Origin of the sequence: Acinetobacter terrae, assembly GCF_002135195.1 — a bacterium.
In the GTDB taxonomy this organism is placed as follows: Bacteria; Pseudomonadota; Gammaproteobacteria; order Pseudomonadales; family Moraxellaceae; genus Acinetobacter; species Acinetobacter terrae.
In genome coordinates this window covers 122083-137287 of sequence record NZ_NEGF01000005.1, presented here as the reverse complement: position 1 = coordinate 137287, position 15205 = coordinate 122083, and the positions used below count along the sequence as shown (strand labels likewise).

The 15205-nt window shown below is 38.6% G+C and carries 16 protein-coding genes; 8 read left to right on the top strand and 8 right to left on the bottom strand.

Annotated features, from left to right (window positions below; all coding sequences use genetic code 11):
• Nucleotides 1-45: 45 nt before the first annotated feature.
• Both B9T23_RS07655 and rubA read right to left on the bottom strand, forming a co-directional pair.
• On the bottom strand, nt 46-1224 hold the full coding sequence (locus tag B9T23_RS07655; protein WP_086193666.1) for an NAD(P)/FAD-dependent oxidoreductase: 1179 nt from the start codon (nt 1222-1224) through the stop codon (nt 46-48).
• Between the two features lie 69 nt (nt 1225-1293).
• On the bottom strand, nt 1294-1458 hold the full coding sequence (gene rubA, locus B9T23_RS07650) for a rubredoxin RubA (RefSeq protein ID WP_067723781.1): 165 nt from the start codon (nt 1456-1458) through the stop codon (nt 1294-1296).
• A 534-nt stretch (nt 1459-1992) separates the two neighbouring features.
• Here rubA and B9T23_RS07645 point away from each other — a divergent pair.
• A complete protein-coding gene (locus B9T23_RS07645; RefSeq protein ID WP_067723782.1) occupies nt 1993-2535 on the top strand; it encodes an adenine phosphoribosyltransferase in 543 nt (180 codons plus the stop codon).
• Nucleotides 2536-2579: 44 nt separating this feature from the next.
• On the opposite strand, the gene B9T23_RS07640 is transcribed toward B9T23_RS07645, so the two are convergent.
• Entirely contained in the window at nt 2580-3086 is a 507-nt protein-coding gene (locus tag B9T23_RS07640; protein ID WP_086193741.1) for a YqiA/YcfP family alpha/beta fold hydrolase, read from the bottom strand.
• Nucleotides 3087-3386: 300 nt separating this feature from the next.
• On the opposite strand from B9T23_RS07640, the gene B9T23_RS07635 reads away from it, so the two are divergent.
• Both B9T23_RS07635 and lysS read left to right on the top strand, forming a co-directional pair.
• Nucleotides 3387-3824, top strand: coding sequence for an SRPBCC family protein (locus B9T23_RS07635; RefSeq protein WP_086193665.1), 438 nt, complete (start codon nt 3387-3389; stop codon nt 3822-3824).
• Between the two features lie 125 nt (nt 3825-3949).
• A complete protein-coding gene (gene lysS, locus B9T23_RS07630; RefSeq protein ID WP_067723784.1) occupies nt 3950-5476 on the top strand; it encodes a lysine--tRNA ligase in 1527 nt (508 codons plus the stop codon).
• A gap of 376 nt (nt 5477-5852) precedes the next feature.
• On the opposite strand, the gene trpS is transcribed toward lysS, so the two are convergent.
• On the bottom strand, nt 5853-6866 hold the full coding sequence (trpS, locus tag B9T23_RS07625; protein WP_086193664.1) for a tryptophan--tRNA ligase: 1014 nt from the start codon (nt 6864-6866) through the stop codon (nt 5853-5855).
• Between the two features lie 196 nt (nt 6867-7062).
• Between trpS and B9T23_RS07620 the strand changes: the two genes are divergently transcribed.
• On the top strand, nt 7063-7989 hold the full coding sequence (locus tag B9T23_RS07620; protein WP_067723786.1) for a DUF808 domain-containing protein: 927 nt from the start codon (nt 7063-7065) through the stop codon (nt 7987-7989).
• A gap of 51 nt (nt 7990-8040) precedes the next feature.
• The gene (gene ypfJ / locus B9T23_RS07615; protein ID WP_086193663.1) at nt 8041-8946 is read left to right on the top strand and encodes a KPN_02809 family neutral zinc metallopeptidase; all 906 of its coding nucleotides are present in this window, start codon (nt 8041-8043) and stop codon (nt 8944-8946) included.
• Between the two features lie 64 nt (nt 8947-9010).
• Here ypfJ and B9T23_RS07610 read toward each other — a convergent pair whose 3' ends face one another.
• Entirely contained in the window at nt 9011-9568 is a 558-nt protein-coding gene (locus B9T23_RS07610; protein ID WP_086193662.1) for a hypothetical protein, read from the bottom strand.
• Between the two features lie 235 nt (nt 9569-9803).
• Here B9T23_RS07610 and B9T23_RS07605 point away from each other — a divergent pair, with 235 nt between their 5' ends.
• Nucleotides 9804-11303: a cation:proton antiporter gene (locus B9T23_RS07605; RefSeq protein ID WP_067723789.1), complete on the top strand. Its 1500-nt coding sequence runs from the start codon at nt 9804-9806 to the stop codon at nt 11301-11303.
• Nucleotides 11304-11385: 82 nt separating this feature from the next.
• Nucleotides 11386-11721 carry an MGMT family protein gene (locus B9T23_RS07600; RefSeq protein ID WP_086193661.1) on the top strand — a complete coding sequence of 112 codons (336 nt, stop codon included), beginning with the start codon at nt 11386-11388 and terminating at the stop codon, nt 11719-11721.
• Between the two features lie 72 nt (nt 11722-11793).
• Here B9T23_RS07600 and B9T23_RS07595 read toward each other — a convergent pair whose 3' ends face one another.
• Entirely contained in the window at nt 11794-12234 is a 441-nt protein-coding gene (locus B9T23_RS07595; protein ID WP_086193660.1) for a universal stress protein, read from the bottom strand.
• A gap of 616 nt (nt 12235-12850) precedes the next feature.
• Here B9T23_RS07595 and B9T23_RS16950 point away from each other — a divergent pair.
• Nucleotides 12851-13654, top strand: a complete 804-nt coding sequence (locus tag B9T23_RS16950; RefSeq protein ID WP_228145910.1) for a hypothetical protein — start codon at nt 12851-12853, stop codon at nt 13652-13654.
• Between the two features lie 60 nt (nt 13655-13714).
• Here the strand turns inward: B9T23_RS16950 and B9T23_RS07585 are convergent, their stop codons facing one another.
• On the bottom strand, nt 13715-14341 hold the full coding sequence (locus B9T23_RS07585; protein ID WP_086193659.1) for a CatB-related O-acetyltransferase: 627 nt from the start codon (nt 14339-14341) through the stop codon (nt 13715-13717).
• 344 nt (nt 14342-14685) lie between these two features.
• Entirely contained in the window at nt 14686-15162 is a 477-nt protein-coding gene (gene greA, locus B9T23_RS07580) for a transcription elongation factor GreA (RefSeq protein ID WP_086193658.1), read from the bottom strand.
• Nucleotides 15163-15205 lie beyond the last annotated feature (43 nt).

Sequence of the window (15205 nt, the reverse complement as noted above, 5' to 3'; positions counted from 1 at the left end):
CCAAAAAGGACATTTTGCTTAAAAAATGTCCTTACTATTAAACCCTTAAACGGCTACAGGAATCAAGTCAGGTACAAGTTTAGTTAGAGCTAAACGTTGTTTTGCTGCAGTAGCGCCTAATAGAACAAAACCACGCAAGGTGTTTTGACTATCTAAAGCTTTGGCAATCATGCCATCTTCAAGTTCTTCTGTATCCCAGGTGACATCCACGCCCACGGGTGCAGGAAGTACAGTCAGGGGAGCGGTAGGGGTTTTGACGGCAACAGGCATCGCTGGATAATGCACATGCGTTTGTTCACCATTTAAAGTTTTCGCTAAAGCACGCGCCTGTTGCATGATCGGCATCACATACGGCAAGAGCAAACCATTCACTTCTGCACAGTCACCAATCGCATAGATATCTGGCTGATTGGTTTCTAAATGACCATTGGTCAAAATACCGCGACTGCAGTGAATATCAGCAGCTTTTGCCAACTCTACATTCGGCTGTAAGCCAATCGCAGAAAGTACAACATCCGCTACAACAGACTGGCCATTGGCCAAAGTAATTTGATAGTCACCATTTTCAACTTTAATCACTTTTTCAACTGTTGTACCGAGGACAAAGTGAATGCCAATAGCTTCAAGTTTTTCTTGAAAAGACGCCGCAACATAATCAGGAATAAGACGTCCTAAAGGTTGCGGAGCCAAATCAATCACCGTCACTTGATGTTCTGTGTTTTGTAAGTCATTGGCAAATTCACAACCAATCAGACCTGCACCCAGAATCACCACACGTTTATCGTGATGTTGAGCAAGATTTTTACGGAAGGCTTTATAGTCATCCAAATTATTGACCACGTGAATGTCATCACTGCCATCGCCGGCAATCGCTAAGCGAACAGGATTTGCACCTACAGCTAGAACCAGTTTTGAATAGGGGTGAGTGGTTTGTTGTCCATCTTTCTCTAAAATGAGTTGATGCTGTTCAGCTTGAATTTCTTTCACCCAAGTATGCGCTTCAATACGCATCTTCAGTTGATCACTCATTTTAAGTGCATCACCCAAAGCAATTTGCTCAGGTGCTTTTTTTCCGGCTAAAGCGTTAGACAGTGTGGGTTTAGCATAGTTTACCGCATCATCTGCACAAATCATGACCAGTTCATGCTCGGGATTTAGCTTACGAAACTCACGCGCTGCGGTATAGCCTGCCATACCCGAACCAATGATGACGATAGGATGCATAGTTTTCTCCAAACTGTTTTCTATAAGACCTAAAAAAAGACTATTCACTATGGTCTTTGGTATCAATTGTTAGAATTCAACCATTTCAAAATCAACTTTTGATACACCACAGTCCGGGCATGTCCAGTCATCCGGGATATCTTCCCATTTTGTACCTGCGACAATACCATCTTGTGGCCAACCTTCAGCCTCGTCATAAATCCATCCACAAACGATGCATTGATACTTTTTCATTTGACTCTCCAAAACACTGACTTGCTAAAATGTGAAGTCAGTAAAATCCCATACACAGCATGACTCTAATGATATGACTTTTAAGGTACATATTCAGTCAAATTTTTACGCAGTTCTAGCGTTAATGTAAAGCAAATATCCGAGTTTAATCGGTGAATTTGAAACCAGAATTGCCTAGCAGGACAAAACTTGTCATAAAAATAGCTAAATATGGTTTTTGTCTAACAATTTAAATTGAATCTGAATTTTAAAATGTCCATCAATCTATGTTGGGTTGAGAAGCTCCAGAAAGGACTTTATCCAGTTGAAAAGCCGGGTTTAGACTAAGGTCGGGGAGAAAAAATAAACAGAATTTTTTAAATAAATATTAGATAAATCTATATCTAATATTTATTTAAAAAATGAATATATATAAATCAATGGTTTGTGGTTTATTTGTTTGTTTTTCTAGGTTGTAGGTGTGCTCATTTACTGGTCATGAACGACATAAAGCGTTAAAATTCACTTATTCTCCTTTAAATTACTTTTCTCCCCATGAGCAATTTGTCTGCAACTTTGTGGTCTCACATTCGTACTGTCCAAGATTTCCCTAAACCGGGTATTTGCTTTTTCGATTTAACACCATTATTCATGAGTAATATTGGGCCGTTAACCGATGCTTTAATTGCCAGTATTCCTGCTGAAAAACTGGAACAAGTCGACAGTTTTGTCGCTGTAGAAGCACGTGGTTTTGTACTTGCAAGTTTGTTGGCTCAGCGTTTGGGCAAAGGCTTATTACTTGTTCGTAAAGCTGGAAAATTACCACCACCGGTTGTTGGTGTAGGGTATAGCCTGGAATATGGTATGGACCGTTTGGAAATGTCGGCGAATATCGAAGCGCAAAAAATTATTATTGTGGATGATGTTTTGGCAACTGGCGGCACTTTAAAAGCGGTGAAACAGCTGGTAGATAAATGCAACCATGAAATTTTGGGGGCGAGCATTTTCCTCGATTTACCTGATTTGCACAGTGACTTGGGTTTAGATGTCTGGTCTGTGTTAGATGATAAATCTCAGCCAGAACAAGAAGTCGCTTAATCGATTTGATGTCATAAAAAAGCCTTGGTTTAACCAAGGCTTTTTTATTTTTTTAGAAAATGCGTTTGCATATGCTGAATTAAACCATTTATGTTTTCTGGACTGGCTAAACGGTGATGTCCACCTTCTAAGGCTTGAACGATCATATAAGGTTCGAGCTGTTCTTGAACTGCATACATATCCAGTATTTCATCGCCTAATTCTAAATAGGCAATTTGCGCAATGTCATGTTCCAGATCTGCTTCATTAATTGGAGGGTAGTCTTCACGAAAATTTGGACTTAAGCTTGGATTGGCAATCACAGTTGGAATCTTGCATAAGGCCGACATTTTTAATGCCCAATACGCGCCTAAGCTATGTCCCACCAAAATTTCAGGTTTAATTTTGGCAATAATATCGCGATAAAAATCGGCAACCGTTTGAAAATTTAGATTGCGATAATCTATATCGATGCAATATTTTTGATTGGCATCAATGGCGTGGAAATTAGTGGATTCCCGAGAGGAATCTAATCCATGTAAAAATAAGATTTTCGAAGTGCATGTATTCATTGTTTTATAGTTCACACTGTTTTTTTTCACAAAGATGGAAAAGTTGAATAGTTTCCTTTTCAACCATTTTGCTCAAATTATTGTAGGTGACTATGAGGAATAATGAAGTTAGCTTTTGGTCTAAGATATGAATTCAAGAAAGTCAAATAAACCCACTTACAAAATAAATTATTGATTAAAAATAGAGAGATAAAAGAATAAGATTGTTGATCTCACAAGCAATAACAAAACCTGCGTATCACGCAAAAATAAATTTGGATAGCTTTGTATTTATAAGATGAATCTGAGCTGGGTGAGCCTATGGAAATTTTAAATTATGAAATTTTGATTCACGCCTCTCCACAAAAGGTTTGGCGGATTTTGTGGGATCCAGACACTTATACCGAATGGACACAATATTTTGCTCCAGGCTCATCTATGCATTCCGATTGGCAAGTGAATGGACGAACTGTTTTTCTCGATGCTAATGGCGATGGCATGGTTTCGACCATTACCGAACTTGAAGAATTTAAAGTTGTGACCTTTAAACACTTGGGTATGCTGGAAGATGGAATTGAAGATTTGGACAGTGAAAGCGTGAAAAAGTGGAGCGGTGTTTTAGAAAAATATGTGCTTGAAGATGTAAATGGCTCAACCTTGCTGAGTGTAGAACTGGAAACGTCTAAACAACATGTGGAATTGATGAATAATGGCTTAAAAAGAGGCTTTGAGATTGTCAAACAATTAGCCGAAGCTTAAAATGTAAATCAGAGAAAGTGGTGTTTAGCAAATCAATGCTTTTGTTTGGCAATAAGTCATACGAAATTTTTGCTAAATCTGCTATCCTATGCAACTTCCGTTTTTTACACATATTCGAGGCAGAGATGACGCAACATAACGCTCAATCGACTTCTGAACCACAAATTTCCGAAAACGATTTAATTGCACAGCGTCATGCCAAGTTAAAGCATATTGAAAAACACGCTAAGGAAAAGGGAACCAGCCCTTGGCCGAACACATTTAAGCGTGAACATTACGCTCAAGACTTACAAGAACAATTTGCTGATAAGTCTAAAGAAGAAATTGAAGCTGGTGAAAAGGTTTATGTAAAAGTTGCGGGTCGCGTGATGTTGAACCGTGGTTCATTCATCGTGATTCAAGACATGACTGGCCGTATTCAACTGTATGTTGCACGTAAAGAATTGGATCCAGAAGTACTGGCGACCATTAAAGGTTTAGACCTTGGCGATATTATTGCCGTTGAAGGTTATATTGGTCGTTCGGGTAAAGGCGATCTGTATGTTCATATCGAACATTTCGAACTTTTAACCAAATCACTTCGTCCACTTCCAGATAAATTCCATGGTTTAAACGATACAGAAATGAAGTATCGTAAACGCTATCTTGATTTGATGGTGAACGACGAAACACGTAAAACTTTTGAAATTCGTGCCAAAGTGGTTGCGGGTATGCGTGAATATTTAGCCAATGAACGCTTCATGGAAGTTGAAACTCCAATGATGCATGTGATTCCGGGTGGTGCTTCTGCGCGTCCATTTGAAACACATCATAATGCGCTGGATATGCCTTTGTTCTTACGTATTGCGCCTGAGCTTTACTTAAAACGTTTGGTTGTGGGTGGTTTTGAACGCGTATTCGAAATTAACCGTAACTTCCGTAATGAAGGCGTTTCGACTCGTCATAACCCAGAATTCACCATGATTGAATTCTACCAAGCGTATGCAGATTACAAAGACTTGATGGCTTTGACTGAAAATATGCTTGAAAAATTAGCGATCGACATTTTGGGTACGACAGATGTGCCTTATCAAGGTGAAGTATTCAGCTTTAAAGGCCCATTCAAAAAAATCTCAATGGTTGATGCAATTCTTGAACATAACCCACAATTCACACCAGAAAATGTGGCTGATCGTGAATTCTTGGCTAAATTTATTGAAGAAGAATTGAAAGAGAAAGTGAAACCTGGTTTTGGTCTAGGCAAACTTCAAACCATCGTATTTGAAGAAACAGTTGAGACTAAACTTCGTCAACCTACTTTCATTACAGAATACCCTGCGGAAACTTCACCGTTGGCGCGTCGTAATGACACTAATTCACACATCACAGACCGTTTTGAGTTCTTTATTGGTGGTCGTGAATTGGCGAATGGTTTCTCTGAATTAAATGACCCGATTGACCAGGCTGAGCGTTTCCAAGCACAAGTTGCCGAGAAAGATGCAGGTGATGATGAAGCGATGCATTACGATGCTGACTTTATTGAAGCACTTGAATATGGTCTTCCTCCAACAGCGGGTGAAGGTATTGGTATTGACCGCTTGGTGATGTTATTTGCTGATGCAGCAAGTATTCGTGATGTGATTTTATTCCCGCATATGCGTCATAAAAACTAAGTTGTGTTGAAATAAAAAACCCGCTTAAAAGCGGGTTTTTTATTTTAAAGACAGAATAAATGTCGATCTTAATCAGTATGATGATATTCATTGGAATTATAGAAATTTTAGACAAAAAAATACGCAATGATTGGGGTGACCACTGCGTAGAACAACGAATCTGTTTGCACAGTTTCGGTTAAGGAGAATGTTAGAACTCTAATGAGGTCTAAGCACTAAAAGTATAATAAAGTGAATGGTCAGTCATTTCATGATGATTTGAGTAAAGTTGTGTAAATTCAGGTTAATAACGATTGGTGAGTGTGATTTGTTGCTCATTATTTTGGCATAAAAAAGCCCTTCTATTAAAAAAGGGCTTTTCCTGTTTTAGGGGCTTTTAGAAGTGAAAAACACCTAATCCTGCTTTAACTTCATCTAGGGTTTGCTGGGTAATATCACGACATTTATCGGTACCGGTCTTTAAAATATCCATGATGTAATCAGGATCTTTTTGAAGTTCCATACGACGTTCGCGAATAGGCGTAATCAATTCTTTTAAAATCCCTTCAAGACGTTTTTTCACCGTACCATCACCTAAACCACCACGACGATAATGTGCTTTTAACTCTTCAAGTTCTTCTTTATTGGTATCGAAAGCATCTAGATAAGTAAATACTACATTACCTTCAACCTGACCTGGATCTTCAACACGAAGATGGTTCGGGTCGGTATACATCGCATTGACTGCTTTCTTGATGTCTTTATCAGAAGCATCGAGCACAATGGTATTGCCCAAAGATTTCGACATTTTGGCTTTACCGTCAAAACCAGGTAAACGACCGACATTTGAAAGCAATGCTTTGCATTCTGGAAGTAAGTCATGACCAATTTGACGATTCAAACGACGTACAATTTCGTTGGTTTGTTCAATCATTGGAATCTGGTCTTCACCCACAGGGACAACCGTTGCTTTAAAAGCGGTGATGTCGGCTGCTTGTGCTACAGGGTAGCAAAGGAAACCTGCCGGAATATCACGTTCGAAACCACGCATCTGAATTTCAGATTTAATGGTTGGGTTGCGCTCTAAGCGTGACACAGTCACAAAGTTTAAATACAACATGGTCAGTTCATTCAAAGCCGGTAAGCATGATTGAACACATATGGTTGTTTTGGTTGGATCAATACCCACGGCTAAATAGTCAGTTGCCACTTCAATAATATTGCGACGTACTTTTTCAAAGTTATCGGCGTTATCAGTTAAGGCTTGAGCATCGGCAAGGAGGAGATGTTGATGGTGAGAATCTTGTAGTCCTACACGTGAACGTAAAGAACCAACAAAATGACCTAAATGAAGTTGTCCGGTTGGGCGGTCGCCAGTCAAAATAACAGGACGATTGTCTTGATTACTCATTATCTCTCTATTCCAAAGTAGTTAGCACTACACGTATATGCTGATGAATGGCCTTATTGTACGGCATAATGTTTTTGAATGTCAGGCACAATGAAAACACAACATAGAAAAAATAAGAACAATTTAATGAAGTTGATACAGTTTTTTTAAATATTTATCTTTAAAATGCAAGATAGAAACTTTAAGGAAAACAAGAATGGCGAGTAGCTTATTAATATTATTAGATGATATTGCGACTGTTTTAGACGACGTTGCTGTCATGAGTAAAATGGCAGCCAAAAAAACAGCAGGGGTGTTGGGAGATGATCTGGCACTCAATGCTCAACAAGTCAGTGGTGTGCGTTCTGAACGTGAACTTCCTGTGGTTTGGGGTGTTGCCAAAGGCTCTTTTGTTAATAAACTGATTCTTGTTCCTCTGGCCTTGCTGATTAGTGTGGTCGCACCGTGGCTGATCAATCCTTTGTTGATGATTGGTGGTTTGTTTCTATGTTATGAAGGCGTGGAAAAAGTGCTGCACAGTTTGCAGCATAAAAAAGCCACCACCAAAGAAGCTGCTGAAGCAGAATTCAATGCCATTGAAACCGATTTAGCAAAGTTCGAGAAAGAAAAAGTCAAAGGTGCGATTCGTACCGACTTTATTTTGTCTGCTGAAATTGTGGTGATTTCATTGGGCACAGTGGCGACTGCTGCTTTTGGTACTAAAGTCATGGTGCTTTCAACCATTGCAATTTTAATGACGGTGGGTGTGTATGGTTTTGTTGCCATGATTGTCAAAATTGATGATCTGGGATTGTACTTAACGGAACAGGCATCGAGTTTCAAGCAAAGCATTGGACGTGGTTTATTAGCTTTTGCACCAAAACTGATGAAAACCCTGACCATTGTCGGAACCATTGCTATGTTCTTGGTCGGTGGCGGTATTATTACCCATACCATTCCATGGTTTCATCATTTAACTGAAGATTCAGTCGATCAAGTGCAACACATTCCAACCATTGGAAATATTATCGGTGCACTTACTCCAACTTTAATCAATCTTGGTATTGGTTTTGTTGCGGGCTTATTGGTTTTATTGGTGATTACCACCATTCAAAAGTTTTGGCCGAAATCAAAACAGGCATAATCACAAAAGCTCGCTAAAATAAGCTAAAAGCCAACTATAAGGAATATCACTATGCGCTGGAAAGGACGTCGTGTAAGTTCAAATGTGGAAGACCGCCGCGGTGGAGCCGGAGCTAAAGCAGGTGGTATTAGTGTTTTAGGCCTTATCGTTGCATTTGTGGCCTGGAAATTTTTTGGCGTTGATCCTCAGCAAGCCTATCAGGCAACCAAACAGGTGACATCCCAATCACAACCGGCTGAAACCAGAGGTTTGGATAATCCAACTCCGGAACAGCAAGAGGCGATGGATTTTGTCGGGACGGTTTTGGCTGATACAGAAGATACCTGGACTCAAGTATTCCAGCAGCAATTGGACGCACAGTATGTCGCCCCTAAACTGGTGATGTTCAGTGGCGTGGTGAATTCAGGCTGTGGAACGGCACAATCTGCGATGGGACCTTTTTATTGTCCGGCAGATCAGAAAGTTTATATCGATACTACTTTCTTTAAAGATATGCGTCAGCAAATGGGTATTTCGGGTGAGCAAAACAGCACTGAACTCTCACGCCAAGATCAGGCAGGCGATTTTGCTCAAGCCTATGTGGTTGCGCACGAAGTGGGACATCATCTTCAAACGTTGTTAGGTATTTCAGATCAAGTGCAAAAAGCACGTGCTCAATCCAGTGCAGTACAAGGCAATCAACTCTCTGTACGTCAGGAATTACAAGCGGACTGTTTTGCCGGAATTTGGGCGCATCATAATCAGCAACGTACCCAATTCTTGGAACAAGGTGATATTGAAGAAGCGATGGATGCAGCGCATAAAATTGGTGATGACTATTTGCAGAAACGCTCTACAGGACAGGTGGTTCCAGATAGCTTTACCCATGGCAGTAGTCAACAGCGCATGAAATGGTTTCAAACAGGTTTGAAATCCGGTCAGATCAATGATTGCGATACTTTTAATCAGGCGATTTAATTTAAATGCTCATTCAAGCATAAATAAAAAAGAGGATTTAAAATCCTCTTTTTTATTTTGATTTTTAGCGAGTTAAAAACTTTTTAAAGTTGCGGATAATTCGAATGGAGACGTAAAGTGCCGCAAGTGCAAATAGCACAATACTAAAAACAATATATTTTAAACTGGCAATATCCGCCTGATAAAACTGCTGAATTTGTTGGGTAGAATAAGACCATTGTTGCTGCTTATTAGTGCGACTATCTTGATAACGGATATTTTCAATATAATGCTGCTGACCCACTTTTAACAAATCGAGCTGCTGGATTTGTCTGGTATGCAGCTGGTTATATTCATCTGTACAAATATCTTGCAGATAATGCTCGCAGTTTAATTTAGCAATATAACCATTCTGGGCAATCAAAATAAAAATGGCTTGATCCGGTCGCTTATTATTGGACACTAAAACCAATTGTTCTTGATCGGTCGATTTGAGTGAGATGTGTTTTGCTTGCTGGAATTGCTGATCTGCTTGTAAAATTTCTTTGCTTTTTGAATAGGCACTGAAAAACAAAGCCAATGTAATGAGAAAAATTACAACTGCAAAAAAAAGTCGAAATATTGTTTTAACTGTTTGATGCATGAATAAATTCAACTTAATGTGGAGATTGAAGAAAGTGTTGCTACACTAAATGCTCAGATGCTTGTCTATGTTAAATCATTGCTAAAAATATGTAAAAAAACTTAACTATTTTGTTTGCTCTACAAAAAATCGTTAAACTGATTCAGTTAATAAATGTTATCTAATGAAATATTTTACTTGGAAATAGTTGGATGAATTCGCTTTATTCCAATGCATCGCTAAAATTGGAACTTTAATGGGAAATTTCTTTTTTCTTCAAGTCTTTACTGTCATTTTTGCACTTTCTATTGCCACGACAATTTTTAATAAACGTATCTTGGGGTTCCCGCAAGCCATTGGTGTGCCGATTGTCTCGGCGATCTTTGTCTTTATTTTACAATGGGGCGCAAGTTTACTCAGTGGTAATCAGTTTATAACAATTAATATTCACAATATTGAAGAAGCGGTTCGTCATATTGATTTTTATGACTTTTTAATTAATGGGGTAATTTGTTTTATCCTGACATCTTCCGCTTTAAAATTTAAAGTCTCTGATTTAAAAAGCCACTGGAAGCCGATTAGTATTTTGGCCAGTATTGCGCTGGTACTTTGTGCGGTCTTTTTCGGGGTGACTTTATATGGATATCAATTCCTGATTGGCAACCATGTCGATTTACTGGTTTTGCTGTTATTAGGTGCTGCACTTGGGGCAACTGATCCGATTGGAGTGAAAGCTGTTTTAAGTTCGGTACGTGCACCTCATCATCTGATTGTGAAACTCGAAGGCGAGTCACTGTTTAATGATGCCATGTGTATCGCCGTGTTCATGACCTTACTGAATGTATTACAGGGCGAACACTTTACCATTATTGGTACTTTAGAAACCTTACTCTATGAGATTGTGGTTGCAGTCATCATTGGTTGGGGGTTTGGTCTGGGGATTTTAAGACTGCTTCGTGGTAAACACGAAATGGAATCTTTAATCTTAACCACAGCATTGTTGGCATGTGGTTCATATCTAGTTGCCTTATTTGCGCATGCGTCTGCACCGATTGCCTGTGTCATTGGTGGCTTGGTGGTGGGGAATAAGTGGAAAGAAATTCTGCAAGAACGTGAAATTCGTGAAGTAAACCATTTTTGGCATACCGTTGAAGGCATCATCAATTCATTCCTGTTTACACTGATTGGTCTGGAACTGTTTATTCTAGATTTAAGCATCAGTTTGATTCTGGGAGGTATCGTCGCGTTCTTTATTCTGCATGCTTCGCGCTTTGCTGCAAACTATTTGTCATTTGCCTTTTTCCCCAATTTTCGCAACAAAAGCTATAACGGTAGTTTGGCTATTTTATCGTGGGGCGGGGTGCGCGGAGGGATCTCACTTGCCTTGATCCTGGCGGTTGCCAACGTTCCTGAACTGAGTGAATATAGTAGTATCTTAATTGGTTATACCTTTATTGCGGTATTACTGTCCGGTTTAGTTTGTGGGCTGGGTTTGCCCGCGGTAATGAATGCGTTTTATTACAACCCGAATGAAGAAACGACGGGTTTTAAAGGATGGTATCAACGCATGTGTCATAAAATGAACCGGAAAGGTTTCCAGTATATTGTCGGTGAGGATGCCAATGGTAATGAAACCATTACGGTTTATAATCCGGATGCCTTAATTGATGAGAAAGCTGAAGATGGTGTTGCGGTGATGCATAATCCGGAAAAGGTACAGGTTGTGAAGCGCTTGGAAAGTCCAGATAATTTCTAATTGTAAAGCCCTGATAAAAGAAGCCTTTTAAAGGGCTTTTTTTATGCTCCAAAGTTCAAACTGGATGATTTAAGGATAATCTATGCCACAACATTCAAGTGTTTCTAGTGATGAATTAGCCCATCAAATCTTGCAGGTGGTTGCTCTCATTCCTTATGGAAAAGTGGCTTCGTACGGACAAATCGCAAAGATGGCAGGGTTGCCGAAACATGCGCGTTTAGTGGGTTATGTTTTAAAGCATCTGGATGCTGATGCAAAAACTCCTTGGCATCGAGTGATAAATTCGCAAGGAAAAATTAGCCTAAGTAAAGTGGATGATCGTGGTGACAATATTCAACGCTTGAAATTATTAGAAGAAGGCGTGATGGTGATTGGAGATAAAATTAATTTAAAACAATATCAATGGATAAATGATTGATAATAGCAATAAATGCTTTGGAGTTAGTAATTTCCCACCTTTAGAAAAAGATGGGAAAGGCCAGGCTAATTATTATTCACGGACAATCAGTACAGGAATATGTGATTCACCCAGTAAGCTTTGTGCGACACTGCCGAGGAATAGTTTTTTGAAGCCGGTACGACCATGAGAACCAATGATAATCAGGTCTGCATGATTTTCTTCTGCAGCTCTGATAATTTCACGATGAATTACTTGCCCTTCAAGAAGCTTGGTTTTTACCTCAATCCCTTTTTCATGAAATTTTGCTTTTGCGGCATCCAGCGATTCAATAATTGCTGCACGCGCACGTTCAATTAAATCATTGGTTTGATTGGCAGAGATATATTCTGCTGCAATATAGGGGTCAAGTGATAAAACTTGAACCACCGTAACTTTACTGCCAAATGCTTTAGCAAGTTCAACTGCCTTTGCTACCGCTGCATATGCAGTTTCTGAACCGTCCACTGGAACAAGAATATTGTGATAAGCCATGGGGAATTTCTCCTTATAATCATTACTTAAATAGATGCTTTTAGCAATATGATTTATTGTGTATTAAAACAGGTTAAAACTAGATGCTAGTTGTATTTCCGATAAAACAAAACCTAGTAATTTCATAGGGATATTTTACTTCCCAAAAAGATTTTATAAATTAATCTAACATGGATTGGTTGGGAAATTAGAGGGTTTAAAACTAAAGTATGATGAAATTGTAAGCAGATTTTTAATTTGAAATTATATGTAAAAAAATAGGAAAACTGCATTTGAAAATTGTCATATCATAAGTGTAGTAACTTATTAATAATGAATTAGAAATGACTGAAATAAAGCAATTGAATTGGCAGCGTGACAGTTTTGAAAAAGCATAGCAGTAAGAATCGCGGAATCGAAAATGTCTGAGTACTCAACTTAGCAATTATGTTAATTACTCAAAGTGTAGCTCTGTTGATTAGAGCGTAGTATTCATAATGCTCGGGTCACAGGTTCAAGTCTCATCTTAGCCACCATATTCTGAGAAAGCCCACTCCGATTGAGTGGGCTTTTTTATGCTTAAAATAATGAATGTGATTATACTAATTGAAATGTAAATAAATGAATTTTAATAAAAATGCTTAAACGTGATGAAGTTGGTAGATGGTTTAAAAAGTATTTAGGTAGTTGTCTTTCATGGGCGATTACGGTTGCTTGGCTAATTTTTATTTACTTTAAAATTCATAATGGAATCTTGCCTACAGATTTAAATGAGTTTGGTGATTTTATTGCAGGTGCTTTTGCCCCACTAGCATTCTTTTGGCTAGTAAGAGGCTTCTATCAGCAAGGTAAAGGACTTGAACAAAACTCAGAAGCTTTGAAATTGCAGGCAACAGAGCTAGAGAAAACGACTAAAGCTTTAGAATTGCAAGTACAAGAAATGAAGGCCTCTGTAAAACAGCAGTCACGCTTAGCTAAAGTATACGAAGAGGAGCTTCAGCAGAAACATTTTCAGGTTAAGCCAAATCTTGAATATAGTTTTAAACAGATTGCAAATTTTACTAAGAATGAACCTATTTGCGATGATGAGTACGAAGATAGAATTATCGAGTTTGAATTAGTAGTTAAAAATGTAGGAGAGACAGCCAGAAATTTACTAGTTAAGTCAATTAACAATACAGCATATATTAGAAAGTTTGAAATAACATTTCAGCATTTAGATGTTTTAACTATTGAGTTTGATATAAATGGTCAATGTGCTACATCGTTAAATGAAGAGGAAGGAGTTTTAACCTTTTTATTAGAGATTTCATATCAAAATGTATACGGGAAAGGATATGAAGATCACCTTACTTGTGGGGTGGAAAGTATTTTTGATAATGAGACAGAACAAATATATTTAAGTACGACATTAGAAACACTGCATACAAATAAGTATTAGTACGAAAGATTTAAATCGTATATTAGTTCTAGACTTATCTTGAGAGGAATAACTGAATCGTTATTCATTATCTAAATCTAAAAAATTAACTAATTTATCAATATCATCCGTCTGCAATTGCTCACGCATTTTTAAAAACTGTTTTTCATCCAAATCATATAACTTAAGTGAAAGCAGTTTTTTTATATCTTCTTCAGGAAAACGGTACTTAATAATTTGGGCAGGTACACCGCCGACAACAGCGTAAGGCGGTACATCTTTGGTCACGACTGCGCCTGTGGCAATAACAGCACCTTCACCAAGCGTTACACCTTGCATAATCATGGCACGTGAGCCAATCCAGCAACCATCACCAATAACTGTGTCTCCAGCAGGCACAAAACTGCGTGTATCGAACGGAAACGCTGAAATCCAGTCAGTACGATGCAACTGGTTACCACCCATCATAATCACGCATTCAGCGCCAAAACAGACGAAATTACCGATATGTAATTGGTCAATCGGTTTCTCTACGGTCGCAGGCTTGTCATGTAAGTAACGGACTACACAGCGTTCAAAACCTTGGTCCCAATAAGCTGAATAGTAAGAGTAATTTCCCTTGATATGGATATTTGGATTTTTCACTGTTTTTGAGATGAATTCAAATTCACACCAGTGTTTAACAGGGGAATTGATCAGATTATCCATAGATAAATGTGCAGCGTGGGAGATTGGGGGATTATAGCTTATGAAAGCCTTTCATTGTTAAGAGTAAAAGTCCCCCTTTGAAAAAGGGGGATTTAGGGGGATTCTGAAAATCATCTCCCTTAAAAAGGAGAGGGAATATTCCGGGAAAGTTTTAAGTTAATGCACAATGTTTAATGTGTAATGAAAGTTCCTTCTTCCTTTGGGAGAAGGTTAGGATGAGGGGGATTTAAAAAGTAACCTTTTCCTTGCACAGCAGTGCTGCTCATCTCCTGAAAGGAGAGGGAAAAGTAGGCAATAAAAAACCCCTCAAGAGAGGGGCTTTAAAAAGTATTCAATCTTTAAAATTAAAGATAAGCAACTTTCACAATTTCGTATTCCACTTCGCCTTGAGGCGTTACGATTTTTACTTCGTCGCCTTCGCTTTTGCCCAAAAGACCACGAGCGATAGGAGAGTTCACAGAGATCTTGTTGATCTTAAAGTCTGCTTCATCATCGCCTACAATTTGATAGGTCTTTTGTTCTTCAGTGTCTAGGTTTTCAATCGTTACTGTTACACCAAAAACGACACGACCGTTTTGTTCAAGTGTTTTAACATCAATCACTTGCATTGCACCGAGTCTACCCTCGATGTCTTGAATACGGCCTTCACAGAAACCTTGTTGCTCGCGAGCAGCATGGTATTCCGCATTTTCTTTTAAATCCCCATGTTCACGCGCTTCAGCAATTGCCGCAATAATACGTGGACGATCAATACTTTTTAACTGATGTAATTCTTTCTCTAGGGCAATTTTGCCTTCGGGAGTCATAGGATAACGTTTCATTGTTGTCCCTCTAAGTGAGTATAAAAATTAAGGGTTTATAAAT

Excerpts from the sequence above, each read along its gene's own strand:
- B9T23_RS07655 (WP_086193666.1), bottom strand. The coding sequence starts at position 1,224 with ATGCATCCTATCGTCATCATTGGTTCGGGTATGGCAGGCTATACCGCA.
- rubA (WP_067723781.1), bottom strand. The coding sequence starts at position 1,458 with ATGAAAAAGTATCAATGCATCGTTTGTGGATGGATTTATGACGAGGCT.
- B9T23_RS07645 (WP_067723782.1), top strand. The coding sequence starts at position 1,993 with ATGAGCAATTTGTCTGCAACTTTGTGGTCTCACATTCGTACTGTCCAA.
- B9T23_RS07640 (WP_086193741.1), bottom strand. The coding sequence starts at position 3,086 with ATGAATACATGCACTTCGAAAATCTTATTTTTACATGGATTAGATTCC.
- B9T23_RS07635 (WP_086193665.1), top strand. The coding sequence starts at position 3,387 with ATGGAAATTTTAAATTATGAAATTTTGATTCACGCCTCTCCACAAAAG.
- lysS (WP_067723784.1), top strand. The coding sequence starts at position 3,950 with ATGACGCAACATAACGCTCAATCGACTTCTGAACCACAAATTTCCGAA.
- trpS (WP_086193664.1), bottom strand. The coding sequence starts at position 6,866 with ATGAGTAATCAAGACAATCGTCCTGTTATTTTGACTGGCGACCGCCCA.
- B9T23_RS07620 (WP_067723786.1), top strand. The coding sequence starts at position 7,063 with ATGGCGAGTAGCTTATTAATATTATTAGATGATATTGCGACTGTTTTA.
- ypfJ (WP_086193663.1), top strand. The coding sequence starts at position 8,041 with ATGCGCTGGAAAGGACGTCGTGTAAGTTCAAATGTGGAAGACCGCCGC.
- B9T23_RS07610 (WP_086193662.1), bottom strand. The coding sequence starts at position 9,568 with ATGCATCAAACAGTTAAAACAATATTTCGACTTTTTTTTGCAGTTGTA.
- B9T23_RS07605 (WP_067723789.1), top strand. The coding sequence starts at position 9,804 with ATGGGAAATTTCTTTTTTCTTCAAGTCTTTACTGTCATTTTTGCACTT.
- B9T23_RS07600 (WP_086193661.1), top strand. The coding sequence starts at position 11,386 with ATGCCACAACATTCAAGTGTTTCTAGTGATGAATTAGCCCATCAAATC.
- B9T23_RS07595 (WP_086193660.1), bottom strand. The coding sequence starts at position 12,234 with ATGGCTTATCACAATATTCTTGTTCCAGTGGACGGTTCAGAAACTGCA.
- B9T23_RS16950 (WP_228145910.1), top strand. The coding sequence starts at position 12,851 with ATGCTTAAACGTGATGAAGTTGGTAGATGGTTTAAAAAGTATTTAGGT.
- B9T23_RS07585 (WP_086193659.1), bottom strand. The coding sequence starts at position 14,341 with ATGGATAATCTGATCAATTCCCCTGTTAAACACTGGTGTGAATTTGAA.
- greA (WP_086193658.1), bottom strand. The coding sequence starts at position 15,162 with ATGAAACGTTATCCTATGACTCCCGAAGGCAAAATTGCCCTAGAGAAA.